This is a genomic window from Candidatus Electronema sp. PJ, from assembly GCF_048287395.1.
GTDB lineage: Bacteria > Desulfobacterota > Desulfobulbia > Desulfobulbales > Desulfobulbaceae > Electronema.
This window is the reverse complement of record NZ_JBLWEO010000093.1, coordinates 18418-42497: the sequence shown is the minus strand read 5'-3', so window position 1 is coordinate 42497 and position 24080 is coordinate 18418. Positions and strand designations below refer to the sequence as shown.

Genomic DNA, 24080 nt, shown 5'->3' with positions numbered 1-24080 from the left:
GTCTTCTTGATTTTGATACGTATCCCTGAATCAGGTTTTCACCACCACAGGAGCACAAGCATGAAACCCTTAGCGCAGAAAGCCCTGCTATCCATCAGCGGCATTTTAGCCGCTGTTCTGCTCTTCCTGTCTCCTGCCTTGCGACTGCCAGGTTTGGATGATGCAGCCGATGCCTATTTCCGCACAGCAATCACCAAGGCTGGGTTATCTTATGCCACCTGCCGGGTGATTAACGCTTCGGTCTCGATCATTGAGGAATCCAGTCTGCATCTCCAGCCTGCTGGGGTAGGTGTGTCCTTAGCAGTCGGGCAGGCTCTTGATCCAATTGACGATCTAACTGAGAGGGTGTCTGATGTCCTCGTTACCGCAGTTACCTCCCTGGGTGTGCAGAAGCTCACCTACGAAATCGGCATCTCCCTTGCTCCACCTGCGCTGGCTGTCTTTCTGCTCATTCTCTCTCTCTTGATCTGGTTTGGCAATGACAGGATGAAATTCGTGCAGAAAACTATGATGCGCTTTGCCGTACTGATTGTCGTTGCCCGATTCTGCCTACCGCTTTCCTCTTTGGTCAATGAGTTTGTCAACGTACATTTCTTCAATGAACAGATCGAGAAAGTGAGCAGAAACTTAGCGACTGGTTCGGCAGGGTTTGACAAGCTCAAGGACTTCACTATGCCTGAGAGTGGCATTCTCGGTACTGCTTCGTTTCTCAAGCAGAAGTCCACGGAAATCAGTGAAGCCTTTGCTGAAGTTGGCAAGAACATGGGGAGCCTCACTGAGAATCTTCTCCAGTTAGCCTTTCTGTATCTCGGTGTCTTTCTGATTCAGGTGCTTGTCCTGCCGCTGTTGGCCTTTTTCTTTTTGGTGAAAACAATGAATGCACTCTTTGGCACTAATCTCCCACTGACTGCGATACCCTCATGCGCTGATTGATTGTTGGGCCGCAGCCAGCACCGCTTGCTGTTCAAGCAGGCTCAACTGTTTACCAGCATACGGCACGCCTGCTTTCTCTCGGCGAGTGTAGGCCCATGCCTCCAGCTCGCTGCCATCTTCCAGTCTAACCAACACCGCTTCCCGTTGATAGAGAAGCGGCACTTCCTCCCACAGGTCTGCTGCCTGTAACGCCTCGGCGTTGATCGCAAGCAGACTGCCAGAGACCCTGCTTGTTAGATCATCAGGCTTAATGAACAAATAGCCATCTTGCAGCGAGGCATAGAGAGACCAGCCAGGCAGCATAGCCTTCCTCATAACACAGGTGCAGCCGAAAAGGAGCTGCTGGATTTCCTTGTCTTGCAAGGTGCCGTAGGTAAAGAGCTGGTCAATTACCTTGGTATTCGCTGGCACGATCTGTTCGTCTGGCTAACTCACTGGTGTAGTGTCGGCCTATAGCAGAGGCATGAGCTGTAGCCCATTCGCTCAGTTTGGTTGGTCCTGCTGCTGGTGCATCAACATCAAGCAGGTTGTCCATCAAGCCTTTGATTTCTTCCCGCGTAATCATCACATCACCAAACACTCGGCCTACAGCCCAGCCAACTGCATGGCCAAAAGCTGGCGGCACCGAGATAACAGGCCGCTTACAGCCGATAATCTCGCCCAAAGTCTCTACCAGTCCTTTGTAAGTGAATGTCTCTGGCCCAACTGCGTCAATAATGCAGTTCTCCCGCTCTTTGCCCTGCTGAACTGCCAGCGCAGCTAGATCAGCGACGTGAATCGGTCGCAGCTTATACTGCCCATCGCCAAACACGGGAAAGGCAGGAAGATGGCGCAAGGCCCAAGCAATGTTGTTGACGAGAATATCCTCCTTGCCGAACAGCACCGCAGGTCGCAGGATGGCATAAGATAAGCCGCTTTCGATCAGTGCCCGTTCAAGACGGGCTTTGCCGCTGAAATACTCCAGAGGAGAATCCTCACTCGGCTTGGTGATGCTCACATGCACCACGCGCGCAACGCCAGCCTCTTTGGCCGCCTTGAAGAGGGTCAAAGTATTCTGCACTGCCTCCTCATGGGTGAAATTATGATGGTTAAAGCGCACCCAATAAGTGTTGTACAGCACAGACACGCCCTGGAGCGATTCGGTGAGTCGCTGCGGCTCCTGGAAATGAAAGGGGAAAGCCTGCACCCTATCGCCAAAGGTGTTCTTGCGCTGAAAGGAATTGGTGAGGGTAATCACCTTGTTCGCTTCAGCCAGCAGTCGCTCGGCAATATATTTGCCTGAAAAGCCGAAGGCCCCGGTGACAGCATGTATTTCCTTCTGCATTCTGATGTCCTCCTGCAAGAGCAGCGTTGAATTCTGCCTGTTTTATGCCATTTCTCCCCCTGAGAACGATTATCTCTCTGCGCTGTTTGAGATTGCAAGGTTTTTCTGCCCTTGTTGTTTCAATCTACATCGCGGCAAAAGAAGCGTACAGAGTTGCTTGACAGAAGCACCGAAAAAGAGTCCTATTCGGGCAAGAGGATCTTCGTCAGCATCGGAGTACGCAAGAAAAACAACAACGCAAGGAGTCAGCAGATGGTCGGTTATCTCATTCTCGGAACAGTCGCACTTCTCATTGCCCTGTTTATCAGCATGTACAATAGGTTTATCGCGCTGCGCAACAAGGTTGATGAGGCATTTGCCACCCTGTACGCCCATTACAAGAAACGCTGCGACCTGCTGCCTAACTTTGTCGAAATCGTCAAGGGCTATGCTGCGCAGGAACAGCAGACACTCAATGCCGCGATTGAGGCGTACAAGCGTTCATCAGGAGCAGAATCAATCCCAGAGATGAAGACCGGCGAAACCGCCTTCCTCGCTGGGATAAGATCGCTGTTGGCCTTGTCAGAGAACTCCCCGGCTCTCAAGGCGGATGAAAAATTTCAGGAACTCCAGCAGCAGCTGGAGGTGGTTGAGAAGGATGTTTCGCAAGCACGCAAGTATTACAATGAGCTTGTGCACGATCTCAACACTCGGCTCAAAGTGTTTCCTCAGTCCATCGTGGGTGCGATGCTTGGCATCAGCAAAAGGGAGTATTTTGAAGTCAGCCCAGAAGAACGCAAGAACATCAAGTTTTACTTCTAAGGTGCTATCATGCACCCAAAATTTTCCTCAAGCGAGGGCGATTTATCAGGCGGCAATAGCTGGTAGCTGCTGCTGAAGAACAGATAACTGCGCCATGATTTTGAACGCTTGAGCAAGGAGTAAAAGCTGCTAACACTCCTGTGCGGCTCGGTAAAAAGGTAAGGCGCAAAGACTTTAGCAGGAAGGAGATAAACGGCGCAGCAGTGTTCTTTCTGCTATAATGTCTTTATAGATGTACGCACGCAAGCAACCTGAGGAGAATACATGGAAATAGCAAAAATTTTCCGCCATGATGGCAGACAGGCCATACAGCTTCCGGCAGATTTTCATCTGGACTCAGATGATATCTTCATTTGGCGCGATAAGGAAAAGGGCAACATCGTTCTTTCCCCGCATCCCAACGTATGGGACGATTTTTTGCTGCTCAGAGACAGACTTCTGTCTGTACACCAGGAAGAGATTGCCAGTTTCTTGAGCAAAAATCAGATGTCAGAAGCCAGCAATGACCCTTTTGCGGAATGGCAGGAATGAATCCCAGCTTGTTGCTTGATACCGATACATGCAGTTTTATCATCAAAGGCGGTTTTCCCAAATTAGATGCTCGACTGCGTGAAATACAACCAGGGCAGCTTGCTATTTCAGCAGTGACACGTGCCGAACTGCGCTACGGCTTGGTCTTGCGTCCTCATGCAACCCGTTTGGCTGTATTAGTGGAGTCGTTTCTCGAAGCTGTGGTTTGCCTACCTTGGGACAGCCTAGCCGCTGATTCCTATGGTCAATTGCGCGCTCTGCTGCAACAAAAGGGGCGACCTATCGGTGATCATGACACTATGATCGCAGCACACGCTTTATCTCTTGATCTCACCTTGATCACTCATAATACCGCGCATTTTCAACATGTACCCAGATTGCATTGTATAGACTGGCTTGAGGCGTAAGAAAAAACGGTTCCAACTCCCTTGAAAAACCTCAGCGATTGAGATGGAGTTGCTCTATTTACTTGAGCAAATTGACGCAATGGCCTGCAACGATATCTGAAAAGAGTCAAGCCTTCCGGCAGACGAATGAAAGCTCCTTACAGAGGAGTGCAACCTGCTAACACTCCTTTTTGGCTTAACAGGACTCCTTTCTAGCCAAGTAGGAAAGGAGTTGTCTTCGGCAAAACTCCTTTCTTGCCGAGCCAAACTCCTTTGTAAGTCGGCAGAACTTCTTTGCGGCCAAACAAGACTCCTTTTTGGCCGAGTAGGAAAGGAGTTGTACTCGGCCAAACTCCTTTTCTGCCGAGCAGAACTCCTTTCTTAGTCGGCAGGATTCCTCTTCTGCCAGGCAAAACTCCTTTCTGGTTAAACCAAACTCCTTTGCCAGCGAACAAAAAAGGAATAGAGCTTCAAGCAGCAAGAGGAGTTGTTATACAAAAAGTAATGCCAGGAAAATTCAACAGATGAACGGGAAGGGCAATGTGCTACGGTCTCAGAACGAGACAAGAAATGCGCAGAAAAAAAGCTATCAACGCTTTGCCAAACAGCGCGTGATAAGGTGATCATGATGGTCGGGGCGGAGTGATTCGAACACTCGACCTCCTGCTCCCAAGGCAGGCGCGCTAACCAGGCTGCGCTACGCCCCGACGTTATAAGCAAGCTAGGCAGAAACGAGTATAACGTTTTCTTGAAACAGATGCAACCTTTTTTATTTTTCCGCTTGACTCTTTTCCGCCATTATGATAAATATTTTAACCATCGCTGCTGTAGTTGGCAGCATCTAATCCTCGGTAGCTCAGTCGGTAGAGCAGGTGACTGTTAATCACCCTGTCGGCGGTTCGAGTCCGTCCCGGGGAGCCAAGAAACAAACCGCTTCCACAGCGTTTAAGCCCGCCGGAGAAATCCTGCGGGCTTTTCTGTTTTTCTGCTGCGGAAAACCGCCTTGCTCTCTGGAGTCGTTGCAGAAAATCCCCTTCAGGATTGCTGGCAATTCAAGGGATTAATCGCTGTGTTCTACCCTGCTTCTCTTGCAGAAAACCGCCTCCTCTGCTATTATCGCTTGCCGCTGTCCAGTTTATGCTTAAAGTTCAGCCGAGCATTCATCCCGCCGCTCAGTCCAGCGGCGTTCATTTTTGCCGCAAGGAAAGTAACATGTCAGGAAAACAGACCAATGTGTCCATTGAAACCGTGATTGCAGAACTGGAAAAAGTCTGCCAAGAAAATCCGAACAACCTGATTGCTCATCACAAACTCGGCCTGCTTTACCGCCAGGCTGGACGAGTTGGCGAAGCGATTCGCGAACTGGAGCGGGCGATTGAGCTGGATGATCACTCAGTGGAGAGCTACATCAACCTTGGGGCAATTTATTTTGACCAGGGTGACGTTGATCGTGCCTTAGCCCTGAATGAGAAGGCCCTGGCTATCACCCCGCAAATGGCCGAAGCACACGTTAATATCGGCTTAATCAGGCAGCAGCAGGGGGATGCAGAGGCCGCAGTCGAGTGCTACGAAAAGGCAATTCAGATTGATCCGCATTTGCTTACCGCTTGGATCAATCTAACTTCCGCCTGTACCATGCTGGCTCAGGACGACAAGGCGGTAGAGTCTGCCCGACAGGCCGTAACCTTGGAGCCAGACAGTGCAATGGCCCGCAATAATTTGGCAGTCGCCCTGTATTTCGCTCATGAGTATGAGGAATCCTCGCAACACATGAACAGAGCAAAAGAACTGGGCTACACGGTCTCGCCTCGTTTCGTTCAGGTCTTGCAAGAGAAGTTGGGGAAATAATGGCAGCTGGAAAACAGCAGCAGACTCGGCCTTGGTGCCCCTTCTGCGGCCTGGATGTGGGTCGTCCTTCGGAAACAGTGCAGCGCACCATGAAAGAGTTTCCAGCTGGCCGATGCCAGTGCGGGGCGGTCTATGTCAGCGATGCGACCGGCCATAGCATCGGCGCAGCAATGGTGGAATGCTTGGTTTTTGCCTGCGGCGACGAATGGGATTTGGCTTGGGAACTGATCCCAGAGGACGATTACCTCACCGGCATTGTGGAGGATTACGATGATGTCTCCCATCAGATTTGCCCTAAGCGCAATTTAGACGGCAGGGCGGTACGGGGCATCCTCTATTTTGTCCGCCTCCATAAGGACGTGGCGGAAATAGCCGCCCGTTTTGCCAAAAAAAAGGAGCGAGAAGCGCAAGCCGGAGTCGCAGCACCACCTGTAGAGCCTGCCCGCGATCCTAAGCGGCAGCGGCAGCAGGCCAACAAGCAGTTAGTTAAGCAACTGGTTGACGCAGGCGACATTGACGCACTGGTTAATCTGAGCTTTGACGACAAGCGTACCCTGCGCTTTCTCCAGAAGCTGCTCTATGAGCCGTTGCCAGAGAAACGGTACAAAACCGCTTGGGTGATCGGGCAGGTGACGGCGCGGTTGTCCACCCGCGAGCCTGCGCCAGTTGCCGACATGCTGCATCGACTTTTTGAGGCCTGCTCAGATTCCGCCTCCATGCCGTGGGGCATGGTCGAGGCCATCGGCGCGATTGTCGTGGCCCGGACAGATATCTACGGGGCTTTCACCCGCCATCTGCTCAATTTCATGGGCGACGAAGGCACCCGCGAGGCCGCGCTGCACGGCTTGACTGAGATCGCCGCTGTCCGCCCTGATCTTGTCCGCAGCACGCCGTTTTATTCACTCTTCCCCTTGCTTGGCCACGACAGCGCGGTAGTGCGCGGCCTGACCGTGCGCCTACTGGGAAGGATTAAGGCCAACGAGGTGATTTTCCAGATCATGGGCTTGCAGAAAGATCAGAGCGAGATTGTTATCTACCAACACGGCGAGCCGGTCAAGACAACTGTGGCTGCATTGGTGACTGAGGCGGTGGCGGAGCTACAGAGAACGTGATAGAATTGCGTCAAAGCTAAAGGCGACGAAAAAATGAACACCTGCTTGCATACCGCCGACTTTTTCGGCTGGGCAAATCAACAAGCGGCCTTACTCAGAGCTGGCAGGATCGCGGAAATAGACCGGGAGCATCTTGCTGAAGAAATAGAAGATATGGGAAAAAGCCAGCATCGCGAATTGATCAACCGCCTGACTGTTCTTTTCCTTCATCTCCTCAAATGGCAGTATCAGCCCGGATACCAAAGCAACAGCTGGCGATACACCATTGAAGAGCAGCGGGAGCAGATTGCAGATCACTTGCAGGACAATCCCAGCCTGAAACAAAAACTACCTGAATCCATCGAACGGGCATATAAATACGCCCGCACTGGTGCTGCACGGGAAACAGGTCTGCCCAAAAGCACTTTTCCTGAAATTTGTCCTTGGTCGCTTGAGCAGGCTTTTGATGATGAATTCTGGCCAGCATGATTTTTACTACGGAGAAAAAATAATGGCATCCACCTTCACCCAGTCACTTGCCAGCCTTGGCCCGGCGCAGCCAGCCAAGACTGCCGCAGAAAACGACCCGGCCAAGCAGGATTATCGCGAAGGCCGCGAGCAGTTCAAGAAAGGCGAATACGCTTTAGCCGCAATGTCCTTTCACAACGCCCTTAAAGGCTTTGAGGAACAGGGTGATGAATCAGGTATTGCCAACGCCTCAGACCGGCTTGGCGATGCCTGTTTAGAGCGACAAGACTACGCCGCTGCCTTGGCGCATTATCGCCGTGCCTACGCCATTTGCGAGAAGGAGGAGGATTCTTTCTCCATCCTCGCCCTGAACAAGAAGATGGCGGCAGCGCACCGCAAGCTGGGTGAACTGGACAAAGCCTTGGAATATGCCTTTGACATGGTTGAGCATTATCAGCTCACCAAAGACCCCAAGGGCATGGTAGAAACAATGATCGTAATCGCCGAGCTGTATCAAGAAAAGGGCGACAAGCTCAAGGCGGCAGACACCTATCGCACCGTTGCCGCCATCCACAAAAACTTCAAGCACCAGCGTATGGCCGAGGAATTTGCCATTCTTGCCGATAATCTTGTAGAATGAAGAAAAGGTATCAGGAGCAAACCGGAATCGCTGCGTTTTGAATAGTTTTCCTGCTGCATCAGTCACATACTCTTCGGGAGTCGGCATTTTCTACAGGTCGCGGAAGTTCTCTGCAAAGAAGTAAGGGAAGAGTACGGCTCGGTAAGAAAGGAGTTCTGCTCGGCAGAAGAGGAGTTTGGCTTGGCTAAACTGCTTTCTTGTTAAGCCAGAAAGGAGTTCTGCCGACTTGAAAAGGAGTTATAGTCGGCAAAACTCCTCTGCGGCTTGGCTAAACTCCTTTGTTAATCGGCCAGACTCCTTTTCTGCCGAGCTAGATTCCTTTTCAAGTCGGCAAAGCTCCTTTCTGGCCAAGCCGAACTGCTGCGCAAGCGAGCAAGAAAGGAATGGTTTCTAGTGGTTATGCAATAAATTCCGCAACAGAAGAAAACGGCTCGCTCTCAATTTCAACCTGATGGCGACAACATGGAGATCAACTCTTCTTCTGACTTGTTGACTTATATGATAAATATCATGCAGGAAATTTGAAACGCATCATTGATCGGTCGAGTAAATTTCAGGTACGCTCCTCTGTTTATCTATGTCAACAGACAGGTATTGAGATATTTTCCAGGAAAACAGATCAGATTACGATTTGGTTGAAATATGAAAAAAATAGGAATTATTTTAGATTCAACTTATTGCGATAAATATCTTTACGAAATCATTGATGAGCTAGTAAAGAGCAGCAAGGTGGAGCTGTTCTATTTAATAAACAACCATGCTTTCTCAGAAAGGACATTTGCTCAAAAGATAACGTCGTTATTTTCAAGAAGAAAGCTATCTGGTTTTGTAAAATGGCTTCCTTTTAAATTAATATCTGCTATAGAATTCAAGCTACTTTCGATCACTTCTCGTGAAGCCAGAGAGCATAACGTATCGTTAAGCATAGATAAGTTTGTCGGTAGCAATAAAATTTATCTGAATCCTATTTTTTCATCTTCCAAATTGACTGTCCAATATCCGGCTAGTGATATTGAAAAAATCAAATCGCTCGATTTGGACATTATTATCAGAGGAAACGCGCCTGGTATATTTAAAGGGGATATAATTAACTCTTCAAAAAAAGGTATAATATCATTCCACCACGGCGATAATCGCTGGAATCGTGGAGGGCCACCTGCGTTCTGGGAGGTTTATTTGCGAAAACCTTCTACCGGGTTTATTATTCAAATCTTAACAGAAGAACTTGATGCCGGTTCAGTCTTATTCAGAGGAGAAGTAACAACTAAACGATCTTATGCAGAGAACATTATCAATTTATACAAATTTAGTCATCCATACTTATCAAGAATAATCCTACAGTATGCTGAAAACGATAGCTTACCTAAAGCAGAGGGAGGCTCTCCTTTTGATGGCCCTCTTTTAGTAGCTCCATCACCATGGCAATCGTTGATATATCTATCACGTACTGATTTGTATATAGTAAAGCAGTACTTAAGTAAACATATATTCAATAAACACCAAAGATGGGGTGTAGGATTTACTCAATATCATTGGCAGTCTGCGATTCTAAGAAAAGGCATTCGGATAAAAAATATCCCGAATCATTACTTTGCAGATCCGTTTGTTGTGACCAGGAACGGACGAACTGTTTGCTATGTTGAAGATTATGATTATAAATACGGCAAAGGCAGTATTGCAGCAGTAGAGCTTTTCGATAGAAGCTATACGATACTTGGCACAGTAATAGATGAGCAATTTCACATGTCATTTCCTTTTGTTTTTGAATACAATAATGAGATGTATATGGTTCCGGAAGTATCTGGATCACATTCAATCAGGCTGTATAAGTGTATAAAATATCCCATGGAATGGGAGTATCAAAATGATATAATGAGCAATGTCGATGCTGTTGACCCAATGATTTTTAGCAGGGGAGATGTATGGTGGCTCTTATTTAATAAGATAGAACATGAGGATGCCAATTCAATTCTTGTTGCGTTTTACGGCGAGAATCCTTTATCGGGAAATTGGATTAGCCATAGTTTAAATCCGTTAGTTTTCAATAGCAATATTGCAAGAAATGGAGGCATCCTTGTAGATCAAGATGGTTTTACAGTTAGAGTCAGGCAAAAGCAGGGATTTGATTCCTATGGAGAATCTTTGACACTTGCTAAAATAAAAGACATATCACCATCCTCGTTTATAGAAGAGGAAGTTGGGCAAGTAACACCTGATTTTTTTTACGAAACAAAAGGGATTCATCACATGCACAGTAATAATAGATATACTGTTTACGATTTCAATAAAATTGAGCGTATCGAATAAAGGGATGAATCTCACTGGAAGAGGGAATTGAATTATGTTTACCGGCGTCATTCAAGGCTTGGGCATGGTGCTTGAAAAGCGGCCCGCAGGCGGCGGCATGGTCTTCCGCATCGAGGCCGGCTTTGACCTGACTGAGCCGCAGGAAGGCGAGTCTATCGCCGTCAACGGAGTCTGTCTGACCGCCCGTGACATTCAAGGCCGCCGCTTTCTGGCCGATGTCTCGCCGGAAAGTCTGTCCCGCACCAATTTAGGCATACTGATGGTTGGCAGCAAGGTTAATCTCGAACGCGCTCTGCGGCTGTCTGACCGGCTCGGTGGCCATCTGGTCAGCGGCCACGTGGATACCCAAGGCCGGGTCGAGGAACGCCGGGCGGCGGGCGATTTCACCCTCTTCACCTTTTCTCTTGAGCAAAAGCTGGCCAAATATGTTATTGAGAAGGGGTCAATCACCATTGACGGAGTCAGCCTGACCGTGAATAGCTGCACTGGCAGCCGCTTTGCGGTTTCGATCATCCCGCACACGCTGGCGGTGACGACGCTGGGCGGCCTGAAAGCGGGCGACCGGGTGAATCTGGAGGTTGACCTGATCGGCAAATACGTGGAAAAGCTGCTCGCGGCTAAGGATGCCGGAGCGGCTGACAGCAGGATCAATCCGGCCTTTCTGGCCGAGCACGGATTTCTGCGCTGAACAAATTTTGAGCGGGAGCGCATCATGGCGGTCTGTTCCATCGAAGAGGCGATACAAGACATCAGGGCCGGGAAAATGATCATCCTCGTGGATGACGAGGACCGGGAAAATGAGGGCGATCTCTGCATGGCTGCCACCGCTGTCACGCCGGAGGCGGTCAACTTCATGGCCACCCACGGGCGCGGCCTGATTTGCCTGACCCTGAGTCCTGACATCATTGACCAGCTTGATTTGCCGATGATGGTGCAGAACAACCAGTCGCCCTACGGCACCGGCTTCACCATCAGCATTGAGGCCCGCACCGGCGTGACCACCGGCATTTCCGCCGCTGACCGCGCCCGCACCATCTTGGCTGCGGCAGCCCCGGACGCGACTCCCCGCGACATTATCAGCCCCGGCCACATCTTCCCGCTGCGGGCGCGCAAAGGCGGGGTTCTTGTGCGCACTGGTCAGACTGAAGGCTCGGTTGATCTGTCTCGCCTCGCTGGGCTGCGCACAGCCGGTGTCATCTGTGAGATCATGAAGGATGACGGGACAATGGCCCGGATGCCGGATTTAGAGATTTTCGCCGAAAAGCACGGCCTGAAGATTGCCACAGTCGCCGATCTGGTCGCCTATCGTCTGCGCGAGGACGTGCTGGTGCATCGGGTGGCGGAGGCGCGGCTGCCCACCTCCCATGCTGGGGAATTTAAAATCATCGCCTACAAAAACGAGGTGGATGATTTCGAGCACATCGCCTTGGTTAAAGGCGAAATCAGCCCCGACGAGCCGGTGATGGTGCGGGTGCATTCCGAATGCCTGACCGGCGACGTGTTCGGCTCCTCGCGCTGCGACTGCGGCTCGCAGCTGCAAGCGGCCATGAAAATGGTAGATCAGGAAGGCAAGGGTGTGATCCTCTACATGCGGCAGGAAGGCCGGGGAATTGGCTTAGTCAACAAGCTGCGGGCCTATCAGCTTCAGGATGAAGAAGGAATGGATACCGTTGAGGCCAATGTTCATCTTGGCTTCAAGCCCGATTTGCGCGATTACGGCCTCGGAGCGCAGATTCTCCGTGATCTTGGCGTGCGCAAGATGCGTCTGCTGACCAACAACCCGAAAAAGCTCATCGGGCTGGAAGGCTACGGCTTGGAGGCGGTGGCGCGCCTGCCAATAGAAATGGTCTGCGAATGCGAGACCAGAGACTACCTCCGCTGCAAGCGCGACAAGATGGGGCATCTCTTGGAGCTGTACGGCGACGAGCCGCAAGGCCCGGTGGTTGGGGAGCCGTGAAAAACAGACAAGAAGCCTCAGCTTATGTGCGGCTGAACATGCCTCATGTCAGACCGTATATGCCTTATATGCGAGCCAACATGGGGCGCGGCGGGTCGTACCTATCTCATATTCAGCCTGATATGCTTCGTGTGAAGCCGTACATGGCGCAGATACGATCCGACATACGCCATGTGCGAGGGTATATACCGTATGTTGCGCCTGACATGCCTCATGTCAAGGTCAACATGAGGCATGTTATCTCTGAGGACTGTGCCGTCGTTGCGCGGCTGGCTACGCAGGCCAAATCGCTCGCTGCAAGAACATCTTTATAATTGACGAGAACATAACACACTACGGCAGAAAATAATGGCAAACTACATCGAAGGCAATCTGCAAGGCAACGGGCGCAAGATCGGGATTGTGGTTTCCCGCTTCAATTCCTTCATCTCGGAAAAGCTGCTTGAAGGCGCATTGGACATCCTGACGCGCTCCGGCGTGAAGGGCGACGACATTGACGTGGCGCGGGTGCCTGGCGCGTTTGAGATTCCACTGGCCACGCAGAAGATGGCCCGCTCCGGCAAATACGATGCGGTTATCTGCCTCGGCGTGGTTATTCGCGGGGCAACTCCGCATTTTGATTTTGTCGCCAATGAGGTTGCCAAGGGCAGCGCGCAGGTCATGCTTGATACCGGCATTCCGGTGCTTTTCGGAGTTCTAACCACCGAATCCATCGAGCAGGCGATTGAGCGGGCCGGCACTAAGGCGGGCAACAAGGGCGCGGACGTGGCAGTGGCGGCTTTGGAAATGATCAGCCTTATCAAACAGCTGTAATGGGACTGCGAAGAAAGTCACGGGAACTGGCCCTCCAGTTCCTCTATGGGCATGATGTGCAGGAAGGCACCTGTAGCGAGGATGAACTGCTAGCTCGCGTGAATGAGTTCTGCACTTGTTTTCCTGTAGAGGCCAAAGCTATTACCTATGCCGAGCAGCTCATCGCAGGCATTTGCCGCCATCGCCAGGAGATTGACAGCTTGCTCTCTCGCAGTTCTCACAACTGGCGGATAGAGCGGATGGCCGCTGTAGATCGCAATATCCTCCGTATCGCGGCCTATGAGATAAAATACGGCAAGGATGTCCCAGCTACCGTCGCCATCAATGAAGCACTTGAAATCGCCAAACGCTACGCCGAACCGGATTCTGTTGGCTTCATCAATGGTATTCTTGACAGCCTTTAGGGAATACCCAAGAGCGCAGGCGACAAACCCGCCTTCGCTCTCGTCCTTGCGCATCAACTTTGATCCGCCTTTGTTTTTGGCGCGGCCTACATGGCTCAAGCCCAATCTAACACAGATTTGACCGCATCTCTCCCAGGTTAAGGCAGCAAAACAGCGTAGCAGCCCTCAGCTGAGAGAGATGCTAGCCGCTTTACTCCTCCCACTCTCTTTCGTCTCGCGCCAGCAGTGCCACCGAAGCCACAGGCCCCCAACTGCCTGCCGGATAAGGCTTGGGCGGCTCATTTGCTTTTGCCCAGGCTTCCTGAATAGAGTCAATCCAGTGCCAAGAGCTTTCCACTTCATCGCGATGAATGAACAGGGCCTGATTTCCCTGCATGACCTCTAATATCAGGCGCTCATAAGCCCCGGCAATGCGCTCTTTGCTAAACGCCTCAGAGAAGCTGAGATCCAGCATGGTGCGCTGGAGGCGCAGGCAATCGCTGATCCCTGGCACTTTATTGAGCATCTCAATCTCCACACCTTCATCGGGCTGCAAACGAATGATCAGCTTATTCGCAGGCAAGCTGCGATAAGTATCCGCAAAGATGTTGTGTGGCAGAGGCTTGTAATTGATCACCACCTCAGAGCGTTTGCAAGCCATTGCTTTGCCGGTGCGGAGATAAAAAGGCACCCCGGCCCATCGCCAATTGTCAATATCCACCCGAATAGCCACGAAAGTTTCTGTAGTGGAGTTGATATTACCGCCCTTTTCTTCAAGATAACCGGGAACCGGCTTGCCTTTAATGAAACCAGGTCCATATTGCCCCCGCACAACTCGTTTATCAATATTTTTCGAAGTGATGGGCCGCAATGCTTTCAACACCTTTAGTTTTTCATTGCGCAGGTTATCCTCTTGCAGATTAATCGGCGGCTCCATTGCCACGAGGGTAAGAATCTGCATCAAATGATTCTGCACCATGTCTCGCATCTGGCCTGCCTGATCGAAATAACCCCATCGACTGCCTATGCCCACCTCCTCTGCAACCGTGATCTGTACATGATCAATCGTGTTGTGATCCCAGTTAGTCGTGAAAATAGAGTTTGCAAAGCGCAGGGCGAGCAAATTCATCACGGTCTCTTTCCCAAGATAGTGATCGATCCGATACACTTGCTTCTCGTGAAACACCTGAGCCACGAGATCATTGATCTCAATCGACGAGGAGAGATTACGACCTATGGGTTTCTCCAGAACGACCCTGGTATTGGGTGTTACGAGTCCCGCATGAGCCAACCCAGTGCAGATAGGGCCAAACAACGACGGTGCTACCGAGAAATAACTGACAAACACCCGCTCCTGAGGATTCACTACTCCCAGCAGACACTTGTATTCTTCCGCTACATCCAGGTTGATCAGCACATAGCGCATCCTGGCCAGCAAATGCTCCATGATCTGAGAATCCAGCGACTCACCGACAAAGGTCTTGAGCCTGTTTCGCACCTCAACGAGAAAGGTCTCCTGGTCAAGCGCGTGCCTGGCAACCCCAATGATTCGGGTTTCTGGGTGCAGGAGGCCTGCTTTCTCCAGCTGATACAAGGAGGGCAGCAGATTACGCTGCGAAAGATCTCCCAGCACCCCGAAAATGGTAAAATCGCAGGGCTTAGTTTCCACTTTCAGTTCGCAGGACGTGGTATTGGCGATCATGCAAGGTCTCCTTGATGCTTACTCCCGTTGCTTTGGCTCATTTCAGGATAAAACAGAATCCCATTCTCAGGTAAATCCTGCCCTGAGAGTTCAACCGGACAAGGTTGGACATCCCAGACATTGCGGCTGTACTCCAGGATCGAGCGATCAGAGGAGAACTTGCCCATCCGGGCCGTATTGAGGATTGACATCCTCGTCCAACTCTTCTTGTCTGCAAAAAGACGGCTGACCCGTTCCTGACAATTGATGTAATCCTGATAATCAGCTAAGAGCATATACGGATCATGATACAAAAGCGAGTCAATAATCGGCTTGAACAGCTCACGATCTCCAGAACTAAAGTGACCGCAGCTGATCAGGTCCATGGCGGCTCGCAGGCTGTCATTATTATGATAATAATCAATTGGCTGATAGCCTGTGCGCCGCAGTTCCATCACCTGCTCCACCGTAAGGCCAAAGAGGAAGAAGTTATCAGGCCCAACCTCCTGCCGAATTTCTACATTGGCCCCGTCCAAAGTGCCAATGGTTAACGCACCATTCATGGAAAACTTCATATTGCCTGTGCCCGAGGCCTCCATGCCTGCCTGAGAGATCTGCTCAGACAAATTGGCCATCGGATAGACGATATGCCCTATTTTAACATTGTAATTGGGAATAAAAAAGACTTTAATTTGATCCCGCACAGCTGGATCATGATTCACAACCTGCGCCACGGAATTGATCAGTTTGATGATCCGCTTGGCCATGAAGTACCCTGGGGCCGCCTTACCGCCAAAGACAAAGAGACGCGGCGTGATATTCAGCTCAGGATGGGCTTTGATGCGGCTATAGAGCGTGATGATGTGGAGGATGTTCAAATGCTGGCGTTTGTATTCGTGGATACGCTTCACCTGCACATCAAACATGACCGAAGGATCCACGCAGATGTTGTCACGGCAGCGCATCAGCTCGGCAAAATCGCGTTTGTTCTCCTCTTTGACCTTGTGCCATTGTTCTTGAAACGCCGCATCATCGGCCAGCTGCTCGAGTTGCCGCAGTTCATCTAAGTTGGTCAGCCAGGTTTCGCCGATAGCCTCGGTAATCAGCTTGGTCAGACGCGGATTACTCACGGCAATCCAGCGACGCGGCGTGACTCCATTCGTTACGTTGCGGATTTTGCCGGGATAAAGGGCATCCCAATCGGCCAAAGTGTGCTTGCGCAGCAAATCAGTGTGGATGGCAGCCACTCCATTGATCACTTTAGCACCCATACAGGCCAAATTCACCATTCGTACATAGCGCGGCCCGGTTTCATCAATCACTGACATCCGCTGGAGCCGCCCGTCATCGCCAGGGCATCTGATGCGCACTTCATCAAGAAAGCGGCGGTTCAGCTCAAAGACGATCTCCAGATGCCGAGGCAAGAGGGTGCCGAAAAGATCCAGCGGCCACTTCTCCATGGCCTCGGGCAACAGGGTATGATTGGTGTAGCACAGGGTTTGCCGGGTGATCTCCCAGGCCTCATCCCAGTCGTAAAGATGAATATCAACCAACAGACGCATCAGCTCTGGCACAGCCACGGCTGGATGCGTGTCATTAAGCTGGGCTTGGAAGTGCTGATGGAAATTGTGTAAATTCTCATGCCGCGAAAGATGCAGCCTGATCATATCTTGCAGCGAACAGGAGGTCAGAAAGAACTGCTGCTGGAGCCGCAGCTGCTTGCCTTCAATCTGTTCGTCACTGGGATACAGTACCTTGGTGATGGCCTCGGCCTTAATCTTATCAGCCACCGCACTATAGTAATCGCCGGTGTTAAATTCCGTGAAGTCAAAGGATGTATGTGACTCTGTACTCCATAAACGCAGGTAATTAACCGTATTCACCTTGTAGCCAGGAATAGGCGTGTCGTAAGGTACGCCGGTAATCACCCGCGCAGGCCGCCAACGGATGCGGCGAACCCCTTTTTCTGAGTGATACACCTCTGTGCGGCCTCCGAAACCGACCTCGCAGGCCATGACCGGCTTCTTGATTTCCCAGGGATTGCCCTGATGCAGCCAGCGGTCGCTAAATTCCTTTTGCCAACCGTTCACGATCCGCTGGTTAAACATTCCGTACTCGTAGCGGATGCCATAACCAATGGCCGGAATCTCGAGGGCCGAGAGCGAATCCAAATAACAGACTGCCAATCTGCCCAGACCGCCGCTGCCAAGCCCTGGTTCCTCCTCGTGATTGATGATCTCTTTCAGGTTGAGGCCCGTTTCCTCTGCGGCTTGGGCAAAATCCTCATACAAGCCGAAATTGACCAAGTTGTTCAGCAGATGCGGGCCAGTGAGAAATTCCGCTGACAGGTAGCAGACGATTTTCGGGTCTTTTTCCAGCAGTTTTTCTACTGAATTGACAAAAAGATGCTGCATCCGGTCGCGCAGGGTGTAGGAAACAGCCAGATAATAGTCGTTCAAACTGGCTGTGCGCGACGTAACTCCTTGCCGACAGAACAAATTGTAGGCAAAGGCCCGCTTGATCTTGTTAACGCGCCGATTCCGGTCGTCAGGAGATATGTCAGTCATGAAAAGGCTCCGCTGCTGGTTGCTCTTCAGCGTGCTGAAGAAAAGGATGGTGGGCGGCAAAAGCAAAACTGCCCCATCGAGTCATTGTTATCCTCGGGTTTGCGCGACAAAATACAGAGGATGATAGGTGAGAAACACGCCGCTCTCCGCGCTAAACCGCTGGCAATAGTCGGCACAGAACTGCGCCAACTGTTGCCGTGTCCAGGACTGGCGATGCAGGGCATTGACTCCGGTCTGCCGCAGATGACGGAGGATGTCCTGCGGCCTGGCAAAATGGAGAACTTCCTGCTGGCTCTTGCTGCGGACAAAGGGGAACAGCTGCCGGAGCATGGCCTCAATTTCTGCCTGGCTGTGGTAGTCAAGACCAATGCCGAGCAGCTCTTTAATCTCGCGCAGATTCTCTGGCCCGTACAAGGAAAAGGCCAAAATGCCGTTGGGCTGGAGATGCGCCGCCAATTTAGCCAGTAGGCCCGCTAAATCATGCAGCCAATGCAAGGCGGAAGAGGAAATAATCAGATCAAAAAGGCCAGGCAGCGGCAGTTGTTCGATGTCGCCGGGCAAAAAGGTGAGTTTTGGGGCCAGAGAAGCGGTGGCAAAGTAGCTGGCAAAATCTGGCACCAGATCATTGAGTACCAGCACCTCAATGCCAGGGATTTGCTGCACCAAACGCCGGGTCAGCAGCCCCGTGCCACAGCCGATCTCCAAGACCCGCTGCGCTCGCAGGCCGTTGTGCTGCCTGAGCAGTTCCAGCAAATGCTCCGCAGTCCGCTGCTGAATCAGGGCCTGCTGCTCGTAGCTGTCTGTAGCCCGCCGAAACTGCCGACAAAGCAACTGCTTGTCAATCTGCTGGGTTGACAAATTAAACCTCTGGCCCAAGTCAACAAGTTGAGAAGCGTTACGTTTCCTGGTGCCGCGCACAGATTGCAGCGGAAAGGGCATTTTTTGCTCCTGGGGCAGCATGTATTCCGTAACTCGGAGAAAACATTCCTTTCTAGCTCGCTTGTAAAGGAGTTTGGCTTGGCCAGAAAGGAGTTTTGCCGACTAAGAAAGGAGTTCTACTCGGCAACAAAGGAGTCTGGCCGACTACCAAAGGAGTTTGGCCAAGCCGCAGAGGAGTTCTGCCGACTTGCAAAGGAGTTATAGTCGGCCAAACTCCTTTCTGGCCGACTCGGAAAGGAGTTTGGTCAAGCCGAACTCCTTTCCTGCCGACTAAAACTCCTTTCTGGCCAAGCCAAACTCCTTGGCAAACGAGCCGGACTCTTCCCCTACCTCTTTGCCCAGCTGCCCAATCCGGCAAAAGAGCATTACAATTTACTGTTCTGGCAACCTGAGCTGATACATTCCCGGAGGCGGTCTTGAAGAAACTGCGAGCGTTTGACTGTACTGCTTGTGGCGCAGTCAAGATTGACAAAGAACTCGTTTGATTCGTGCCGCGAACAGGTTGCATTTCTCTCCTTCATCCAAGCCAGCTGTCCTGTCTTCAAGGCTTTCTTGCCTTCGCTGTCCAGCTTCTCGCTCAACTTCTTATAGTTGGCATTCAATTCGTTATCTGCCTCCTGATATACCTTGTTCAAGCAGTACAGGCCGTCAAAATCGTTCATTGGCTTGTCGCAGGCAGAGTTGGCCAAAGCCTGGCTTGCAGAACAGAGCAGTAGAGCAATGATCAGTTTCTTTTTCATGGTTTCTCCGGTTGATTTTGCAGAATTATTGGCCTGGCTGCTGCTCTGGCAGTACAGCAGACTGGGCCTGCGGCACTGGGATGATCAGATTGGCTGAACTGCCTGCGCCCGCAACTATCTGGGGCTGCTGCCCGTTCCAATTCAATTGGGCTTTGGCCTTGAGATAGGCAATGTATTGCTCTGGTGTACCGAATGGTTTGATTTCCGCAGCCAGTCGCGAGGCCAAGCCTTCGCCTTCCAGCACCTGCCGGGTCTTATTAGCCTGGGCCTCGAGCAGCATAGATTCGGAACGACCTCTGGCGGCTTCAATCGCTGAATCCGCATCACCCTTGGCCTTGATCACCAGCTGATCCGCCTCAAATTGCCGGGTCTTTTTGGTGTTTTCTGCGGCCACCGCAGCGTTCTTAGCCTTGACCGCCTCTTCATTAGAGGCCATAAAGGTGGCTGAGGGCGTGATTCCTGCAATCTGCAAGCTGTGTGGTTGAATGCCAAACAGTTCGCTGACCGTTTTTGCCACATCCTTTTCAATATCCATCTGAATCGTGACGCGGTTCAGGTTGATCGTGGCCATATTTAGGCTGGAAAAGATGCGGCCTGTCCGGTCTTTCACCACAGGAACCACTTGGCTATCAATGTCAGTGTTGCCGGAACGACCGATTTCATACATGACATGATTTACCTTCTCATCCGGGATGGTGTAGTTGAAGTTGATCTCCAGCGTTACCTTCTGATTATCCACTGTGGTGACATCAAAAGGCGGTATATGTACGGTGGTCAGGGATACTTGGAGTTTGTCGGCATTGTCAATCAGCGGCAGCTTGAAATGCAGGCCCGGCTGAAGCGGTTTGGCGTATTGCACCACGCCAAAGCGGCGGACATTACCGCGTTCTGTTGGCTCAACTTTGAACCAGAAGTCATTGAGCAGGAAAAAGACAAACAGAATAACAATAAACCATACGGCCTTACCGATAAATGCTAGAGGTGATTCATTAACGCTTTTCATTTCGTCACACCGCACGAGGCCCCACAGGTTGCGGATGGATCTAGGCTTTGCCCTAAGACGGTTGTTTTCCAGGCATTGATGCCGCCTTCCAAATAGCAGGTCTCGACATCCCTGTCCTGAAGGAATTCAGTCACCATTTTGCTCAAGGCACCGCCTTTCAGGCAATAAACAACCGCCCGACTGCCTGCTGGAATCTCTGTGCCCCACTGCTCAAGCTCTTCTGGGTCATGCCATTCCGCGCCAGGGATCAGACAGGGGTCTGCTTCGTAGTCTTGCTTTCTGCGGACATCCAGAATAACCAGTTCATCGTGGTTATCCAGCAGGTATTTTAACTCGTTCGGCTTGAGTGTGTGATCCATGTTGTGTTCTCCTTGGGGTGTTTTGTTTAGATCTTCCGGCAATTGCCTCAACTCCAGGTTGGTCTTGAGGACTGCGTATTAGCTTTTGTTGCGCTCGCATTCTGCATAGGCAGCCCGGCGGGCCGCAGCGACTCCACTGTCTTCTGGTACGGTCTCTTGTTGCGCCGCCGCGATACAGCGGGACATAGTTATGTACATTTCTTGCGCATTAAAGGGTTTGCCAATGTGATCGCTCATTCCTGCGGCCCGGCTTTTCTCTCGATCATCAGCCATAACATTGGCAGTCAGGGCGATGATCGGCAAATATCGATACTGCGGCTGTTTTCTGATCTCGGCACAGGCAGTATAGCCGTCCATAACCGGCATCTGGATGTCCATCAGCACGCAATCGAAGCTGGCGTTCTCCAGCTTTTTCAAGGCCTCGACCCCGTTCGCGGCAATGGTTACTTTGATATCCTTGCGGCAGAGTAAAATCTTTGCCAACTCCTGATTAAGCTGGTTGTCCTCCACCAACAAGACCCTGGCCCCGCGCAGATTGGCAAAATCCTCTTCCTTGACCTCCTCATCCTGCTTGTCGTTTTCCTGATGCAGCACTGGCTCAAAAGGGAGGACAAAGTAGAAGCGGGAGCCTTTGCCTACTTCGCTTTCCAGACGGATGCTGCCGCCCATCAACTTGACCAGCTTCTTGCTGATTGACAGGCCAAGGCCGGTGCCGCCAAAGCGACGGGTGGTTGAACTGTCTGCCTGGCTGAAGGATTGAAAGAGCCTGCCTTGCTGCTCCTGGGTCATGCCGATGCCAGTGTCAGCCACGCAGAATTGCAGGACGACGTGTTCACCTTCCTGGTCCAGTCGCTCGACATACACCTTAACCCCGCCTTGACTGGTGAACTTGACTGCATTGTTGCCGAGGTTGATCAGAATCTGGCCAAGGCGAAGAGGATCACCCTTCAGCCGGACAGGGACGTTGGCCGCTACCTCGATGTCCAACTCCAGCCCTTTTTCCTCGGCCTTGAGGCCAATAATGTCAGCCAAGTTATCAAACACCTTTTGGAGACAGAAAACGATCTGCTCGATCTCCAGCTTGCCTGCCTCAATCTTGGAAAAGTCGAGGATATCGTTGATAATGCCGAGCAAAGACTGGGCAGAGTTGTGGACTTTCTCGATGTAGTTCCGCTGCTCCGGGTTGAGATCAGTTTCTAAGGCTAAGTGCGACATGCCAATGATGGCATTCATTGGCGTGCGGATTTCGTGGCTCATGTTGGCGAGAAACTCGGACTTCGCCCGGTTGGCCGCCTCAGCCCGCTCCTGTGCCTCTCCCAGTTTCTGGGTGATTAACTCATATTCAGTGATATCCTCGAGAATGCCATCAATGGAGAGCAGCCTGCCATCCGGGTCACGCACTGGATGCGAGGATACGCGGATGGTACGCAGGCTGCCGTCTGGGTGGATAAACTGCATATCGTGCTGGATAAAGTCTGCTTTGCCCTCCCGGATGCGGGAAAGATGGAAAAGAACATGATCAAGCGACTCTGGCAGCCAGCTGATCTTTTCTGCCCAGGAATTACCGCCAGTGACTTCTTCCTTAGCGCAGCCAAAAACAGAAACTACCCCGTCGCTGGCATACGTCCAGCGCTCAACTTCTGGTTTCTGGCTGAAGAGCACGAATTTTTCGCCGATATCATCAACCAGACGTTGATATTTTTCCTGATTTTCTTTGAGCAAACGCTCTTCGCGCTTGCGCTGGGTGATGTCCCGCACCACTTGGATGATGGCTGCTCCGCCCTCGCTGTCGGTAAACTTGGCTGCTGCCACCTCGAAGATCCGCCCATCAAATGCGCCCGGCAGATAGCAGACTGATTTTTCGCCAGCCAGAGCCTCGCGTACTTGCGCGCGGCACCAGGGATAATGCCCTTCCTCTGACAGACCGCAGCACCCGGACTGAGTCAAGTCACCAAACCAGTCTTTCATCATCTGATTCATGTAGCGCACCTTGTGCTGTTCGTCGATGATGATCAGCCCCAGGCCAATCCGGGCCAGCGCATCAATAATCGCTGTTGACTGCGCCTGCGCACTCTTCAGCTCGCTGTTGACCTTTTTTAGCTCTGCGACTCGAGTTTTTAATTCGATAGTACGCTCTTTAACCTGCTGTTCCAGCCCGGCGTTCATTTTGCGGATTGAGCCTTCAGCCAAAGCCAGCTTCCAGGCACTGAAGCCGATCACCAAGGCCAGGAGCAGGGTAACGCTTGTCGTTCTCTTGCAGATGTTGAATCTGATTGCCGCGATAATTTTCTGGTCTGTCCGGGAAACTACTTTCCAGAAGCCGCTGTTCTCTTTCGGCATCATTGCCCGGTCTGGGTTGCTCAAAGGGCAGACTGTGCTCCAGACCCAGAGACCGTCCTGGTCCAGCAGGCTTCCTTCGCCTTGCTCCCGGATTTTCCGCCAGGCTTCAGGGGCAAGATAGGGTAGGGCCTGGCCCTCAGCAAGCAGGAGGCTGTCAGCAGGGGCCGAAAGTGGCAAACGACGACCTTCGCTACTGAATACCGAGACATGTTCCTTGATCTTGACCGTGCTTTCCGCGAAACTATGCAGCATTTCCTCGGCCAAGCAGGTAAAAACTAAGATGCCGTGCCTGTGTCCCTGGCCATCGATCACTGATGCAGCGGCCCGGATGGTCAGCTTGGCAGCCTCCTGTTCAGCATCCAGCTCTGGTTCAGAAAGGAAGACACGGCCTGCCTCCAGTTTCGAGGCGGCAAGGAAGTAGGGCTGATCAGCCTTGCTGCGCAATCTTTCTGGCGGAGCAATCTCTGGTCTGCCCGATCTGCTATCAACTCGCACCTGCTCCATACCCATGTTGTCGATCCAGCGGATCTGGACATAAACCTGGGCTTGATCATAGGCTTCCTTGTTGAGCAGGAAAATAACAAAGTCATTGGCAAGCTGGCGCAGACTCTCCTCTGTCGGTTCGGCGGTACGCGCCAGCAACGTTTTCTGCCCAGCCAGATGAAGCAGATCGGCATTGACCATACGCAGGCTACTGGTAAGCAAAGCCGCGCCTTGGCCCACATGCAGGGTTTCCTGGTTTTTCAGGTCGGTGATTTGGTTCTCTAGCTCAAGGCTACTGTAGAACCATGAGCCAATAAGCAGGAGCAGAAAAGCCGGAACTATCCGCTTGATAAACAGCGCATCATGAATCCTTCTGACAGTCTGCGCATATCTTTGTTTCATCGTTCTGTCTTCCATCTGCCTGCCGTTCCGTCTTCAATCCTGGCGAATACTTGAAATCGCCTGCCAGATGAGTAGGATACACTA

24 protein-coding genes and 2 tRNA genes are annotated in these 24080 nt (G+C 51.5%); 15 read left to right on the top strand and 11 right to left on the bottom strand.

Going from position 1 to position 24080, the window contains the following annotated elements; translation table 11 throughout:
* Positions 1-60: 60 nt before the first annotated feature.
* Positions 61-933, top strand: a complete 873-nt coding sequence (locus ACNKIB_RS14630; RefSeq protein WP_417911308.1) for a hypothetical protein — start codon at positions 61-63, stop codon at positions 931-933.
* On the opposite strand, the gene ACNKIB_RS14625 is transcribed toward ACNKIB_RS14630, so the two are convergent.
* Positions 919-1344, bottom strand: a complete 426-nt coding sequence (locus tag ACNKIB_RS14625) for a gamma-glutamylcyclotransferase family protein (protein ID WP_417911307.1) — start codon at positions 1342-1344, stop codon at positions 919-921. The genes ACNKIB_RS14630 and ACNKIB_RS14625 overlap by 15 nt on opposite strands.
* Positions 1319-2257, bottom strand: coding sequence for an NAD(P)H-binding protein (locus ACNKIB_RS14620; RefSeq protein WP_417911306.1), 939 nt, complete (start codon positions 2255-2257; stop codon positions 1319-1321). Before ACNKIB_RS14620 ends, ACNKIB_RS14625 begins: the two co-directional genes overlap by 26 nt.
* 252 nt (positions 2258-2509) lie before the next feature.
* Here ACNKIB_RS14620 and ACNKIB_RS14615 point away from each other — a divergent pair, with 252 nt between their 5' ends.
* The 3 genes from ACNKIB_RS14615 to ACNKIB_RS14605 all read left to right on the top strand — a co-directional run bounded on the left by ACNKIB_RS14615 (position 2510) and on the right by ACNKIB_RS14605 (position 3996).
* Positions 2510-3058: a LemA family protein gene (locus ACNKIB_RS14615; protein WP_417911305.1), complete on the top strand. Its 549-nt coding sequence runs from the start codon at positions 2510-2512 to the stop codon at positions 3056-3058.
* A gap of 264 nt (positions 3059-3322) precedes the next feature.
* Complete coding sequence (locus ACNKIB_RS14610) at positions 3323-3589, top strand: antitoxin (protein WP_417911304.1); 267 nt, start codon at positions 3323-3325, stop codon at positions 3587-3589.
* Positions 3586-3996: a type II toxin-antitoxin system VapC family toxin gene (locus ACNKIB_RS14605; protein WP_417911303.1), complete on the top strand. Its 411-nt coding sequence runs from the start codon at positions 3586-3588 to the stop codon at positions 3994-3996. Before ACNKIB_RS14610 ends, ACNKIB_RS14605 begins: the two co-directional genes overlap by 4 nt.
* A 175-nt stretch (positions 3997-4171) precedes the next feature.
* Here the strand turns inward: ACNKIB_RS14605 and ACNKIB_RS14600 are convergent, their stop codons facing one another.
* Positions 4172-4456, bottom strand: a complete 285-nt coding sequence (locus ACNKIB_RS14600) for a hypothetical protein (protein ID WP_417911302.1) — start codon at positions 4454-4456, stop codon at positions 4172-4174.
* Between the two features lie 148 nt (positions 4457-4604).
* Positions 4605-4682, bottom strand: a tRNA-Pro gene (locus ACNKIB_RS14595).
* A gap of 138 nt (positions 4683-4820) precedes the next feature.
* Between ACNKIB_RS14595 and ACNKIB_RS14590 the strand changes: the two genes are divergently transcribed.
* From ACNKIB_RS14590 to nusB, 10 genes are all read left to right on the top strand, one after another.
* Positions 4821-4896 (top strand) — tRNA-Asn (locus tag ACNKIB_RS14590).
* Between the two features lie 291 nt (positions 4897-5187).
* Positions 5188-5823, top strand: a complete 636-nt coding sequence (locus tag ACNKIB_RS14585) for a tetratricopeptide repeat protein (RefSeq protein ID WP_417911301.1) — start codon at positions 5188-5190, stop codon at positions 5821-5823.
* Positions 5823-6935 (top strand): DVU0298 family protein, encoded by a 1113-nt coding sequence (locus ACNKIB_RS14580; RefSeq protein ID WP_417911300.1) that lies wholly within the window; start codon positions 5823-5825, stop codon positions 6933-6935. Before ACNKIB_RS14585 ends, ACNKIB_RS14580 begins: the two co-directional genes overlap by 1 nt.
* Before the next feature lie 33 nt (positions 6936-6968).
* A complete protein-coding gene (locus ACNKIB_RS14575; protein WP_417911299.1) occupies positions 6969-7403 on the top strand; it encodes a DUF29 domain-containing protein in 435 nt (144 codons plus the stop codon).
* Positions 7381-8022 (top strand): tetratricopeptide repeat protein, encoded by a 642-nt coding sequence (locus tag ACNKIB_RS14570; RefSeq protein ID WP_417911298.1) that lies wholly within the window; start codon positions 7381-7383, stop codon positions 8020-8022. Before ACNKIB_RS14575 ends, ACNKIB_RS14570 begins: the two co-directional genes overlap by 23 nt.
* 642 nt (positions 8023-8664) lie before the next feature.
* Complete coding sequence (locus ACNKIB_RS14565; RefSeq protein ID WP_417911297.1) at positions 8665-10329, top strand: hypothetical protein; 1665 nt, start codon at positions 8665-8667, stop codon at positions 10327-10329.
* Between the two features lie 34 nt (positions 10330-10363).
* Positions 10364-11017, top strand: a complete 654-nt coding sequence (locus tag ACNKIB_RS14560; RefSeq protein ID WP_417911296.1) for a riboflavin synthase — start codon at positions 10364-10366, stop codon at positions 11015-11017.
* Between the two features lie 24 nt (positions 11018-11041).
* A complete protein-coding gene (locus ACNKIB_RS14555) occupies positions 11042-12286 on the top strand; it encodes a bifunctional 3,4-dihydroxy-2-butanone-4-phosphate synthase/GTP cyclohydrolase II (RefSeq protein WP_417911295.1) in 1245 nt (414 codons plus the stop codon).
* A 348-nt stretch (positions 12287-12634) separates the two neighbouring features.
* A complete protein-coding gene (gene ribE, locus ACNKIB_RS14550) occupies positions 12635-13099 on the top strand; it encodes a 6,7-dimethyl-8-ribityllumazine synthase (RefSeq protein ID WP_417911294.1) in 465 nt (154 codons plus the stop codon).
* A complete protein-coding gene (gene nusB, locus ACNKIB_RS14545) occupies positions 13099-13503 on the top strand; it encodes a transcription antitermination factor NusB (protein ID WP_417911293.1) in 405 nt (134 codons plus the stop codon). Before ribE ends, nusB begins: the two co-directional genes overlap by 1 nt.
* Positions 13504-13693: 190 nt before the next feature.
* Here the strand turns inward: nusB and zwf are convergent, their stop codons facing one another.
* The 3 genes from zwf to bioC all read right to left on the bottom strand — a co-directional run bounded on the left by zwf (position 13694) and on the right by bioC (position 18669).
* Complete coding sequence (gene zwf, locus ACNKIB_RS14540) at positions 13694-15184, bottom strand: glucose-6-phosphate dehydrogenase (RefSeq protein ID WP_417911292.1); 1491 nt, start codon at positions 15182-15184, stop codon at positions 13694-13696.
* A complete protein-coding gene (locus ACNKIB_RS14535; RefSeq protein WP_417911291.1) occupies positions 15181-17730 on the bottom strand; it encodes a glycogen/starch/alpha-glucan phosphorylase in 2550 nt (849 codons plus the stop codon). Before ACNKIB_RS14535 ends, zwf begins: the two co-directional genes overlap by 4 nt.
* 87 nt (positions 17731-17817) lie before the next feature.
* Entirely contained in the window at positions 17818-18669 is an 852-nt protein-coding gene (bioC, locus tag ACNKIB_RS14530; protein WP_417911290.1) for a malonyl-ACP O-methyltransferase BioC, read from the bottom strand.
* Between the two features lie 78 nt (positions 18670-18747).
* On the opposite strand from bioC, the gene ACNKIB_RS14525 reads away from it, so the two are divergent.
* Positions 18748-18873, top strand: a complete 126-nt coding sequence (locus ACNKIB_RS14525) for a hypothetical protein (protein ID WP_417911289.1) — start codon at positions 18748-18750, stop codon at positions 18871-18873.
* 161 nt (positions 18874-19034) lie between these two features.
* Here ACNKIB_RS14525 and ACNKIB_RS14520 read toward each other — a convergent pair whose 3' ends face one another.
* The 4 genes from ACNKIB_RS14520 to ACNKIB_RS14505 form a co-directional block, all read right to left on the bottom strand.
* The gene (locus tag ACNKIB_RS14520) at positions 19035-19409 is read right to left on the bottom strand and encodes a lysozyme inhibitor LprI family protein (protein ID WP_417911288.1); all 375 of its coding nucleotides are present in this window, start codon (positions 19407-19409) and stop codon (positions 19035-19037) included.
* Between the two features lie 25 nt (positions 19410-19434).
* Complete coding sequence (locus ACNKIB_RS14515) at positions 19435-20412, bottom strand: SPFH domain-containing protein (RefSeq protein ID WP_417911287.1); 978 nt, start codon at positions 20410-20412, stop codon at positions 19435-19437.
* Entirely contained in the window at positions 20409-20771 is a 363-nt protein-coding gene (locus tag ACNKIB_RS14510) for a rhodanese-like domain-containing protein (RefSeq protein WP_417911286.1), read from the bottom strand. Before ACNKIB_RS14510 ends, ACNKIB_RS14515 begins: the two co-directional genes overlap by 4 nt.
* Positions 20772-20849: 78 nt before the next feature.
* A complete protein-coding gene (locus ACNKIB_RS14505) occupies positions 20850-23996 on the bottom strand; it encodes an ATP-binding protein (protein WP_417911285.1) in 3147 nt (1048 codons plus the stop codon).
* Positions 23997-24080: the final 84 nt, after the last annotated feature.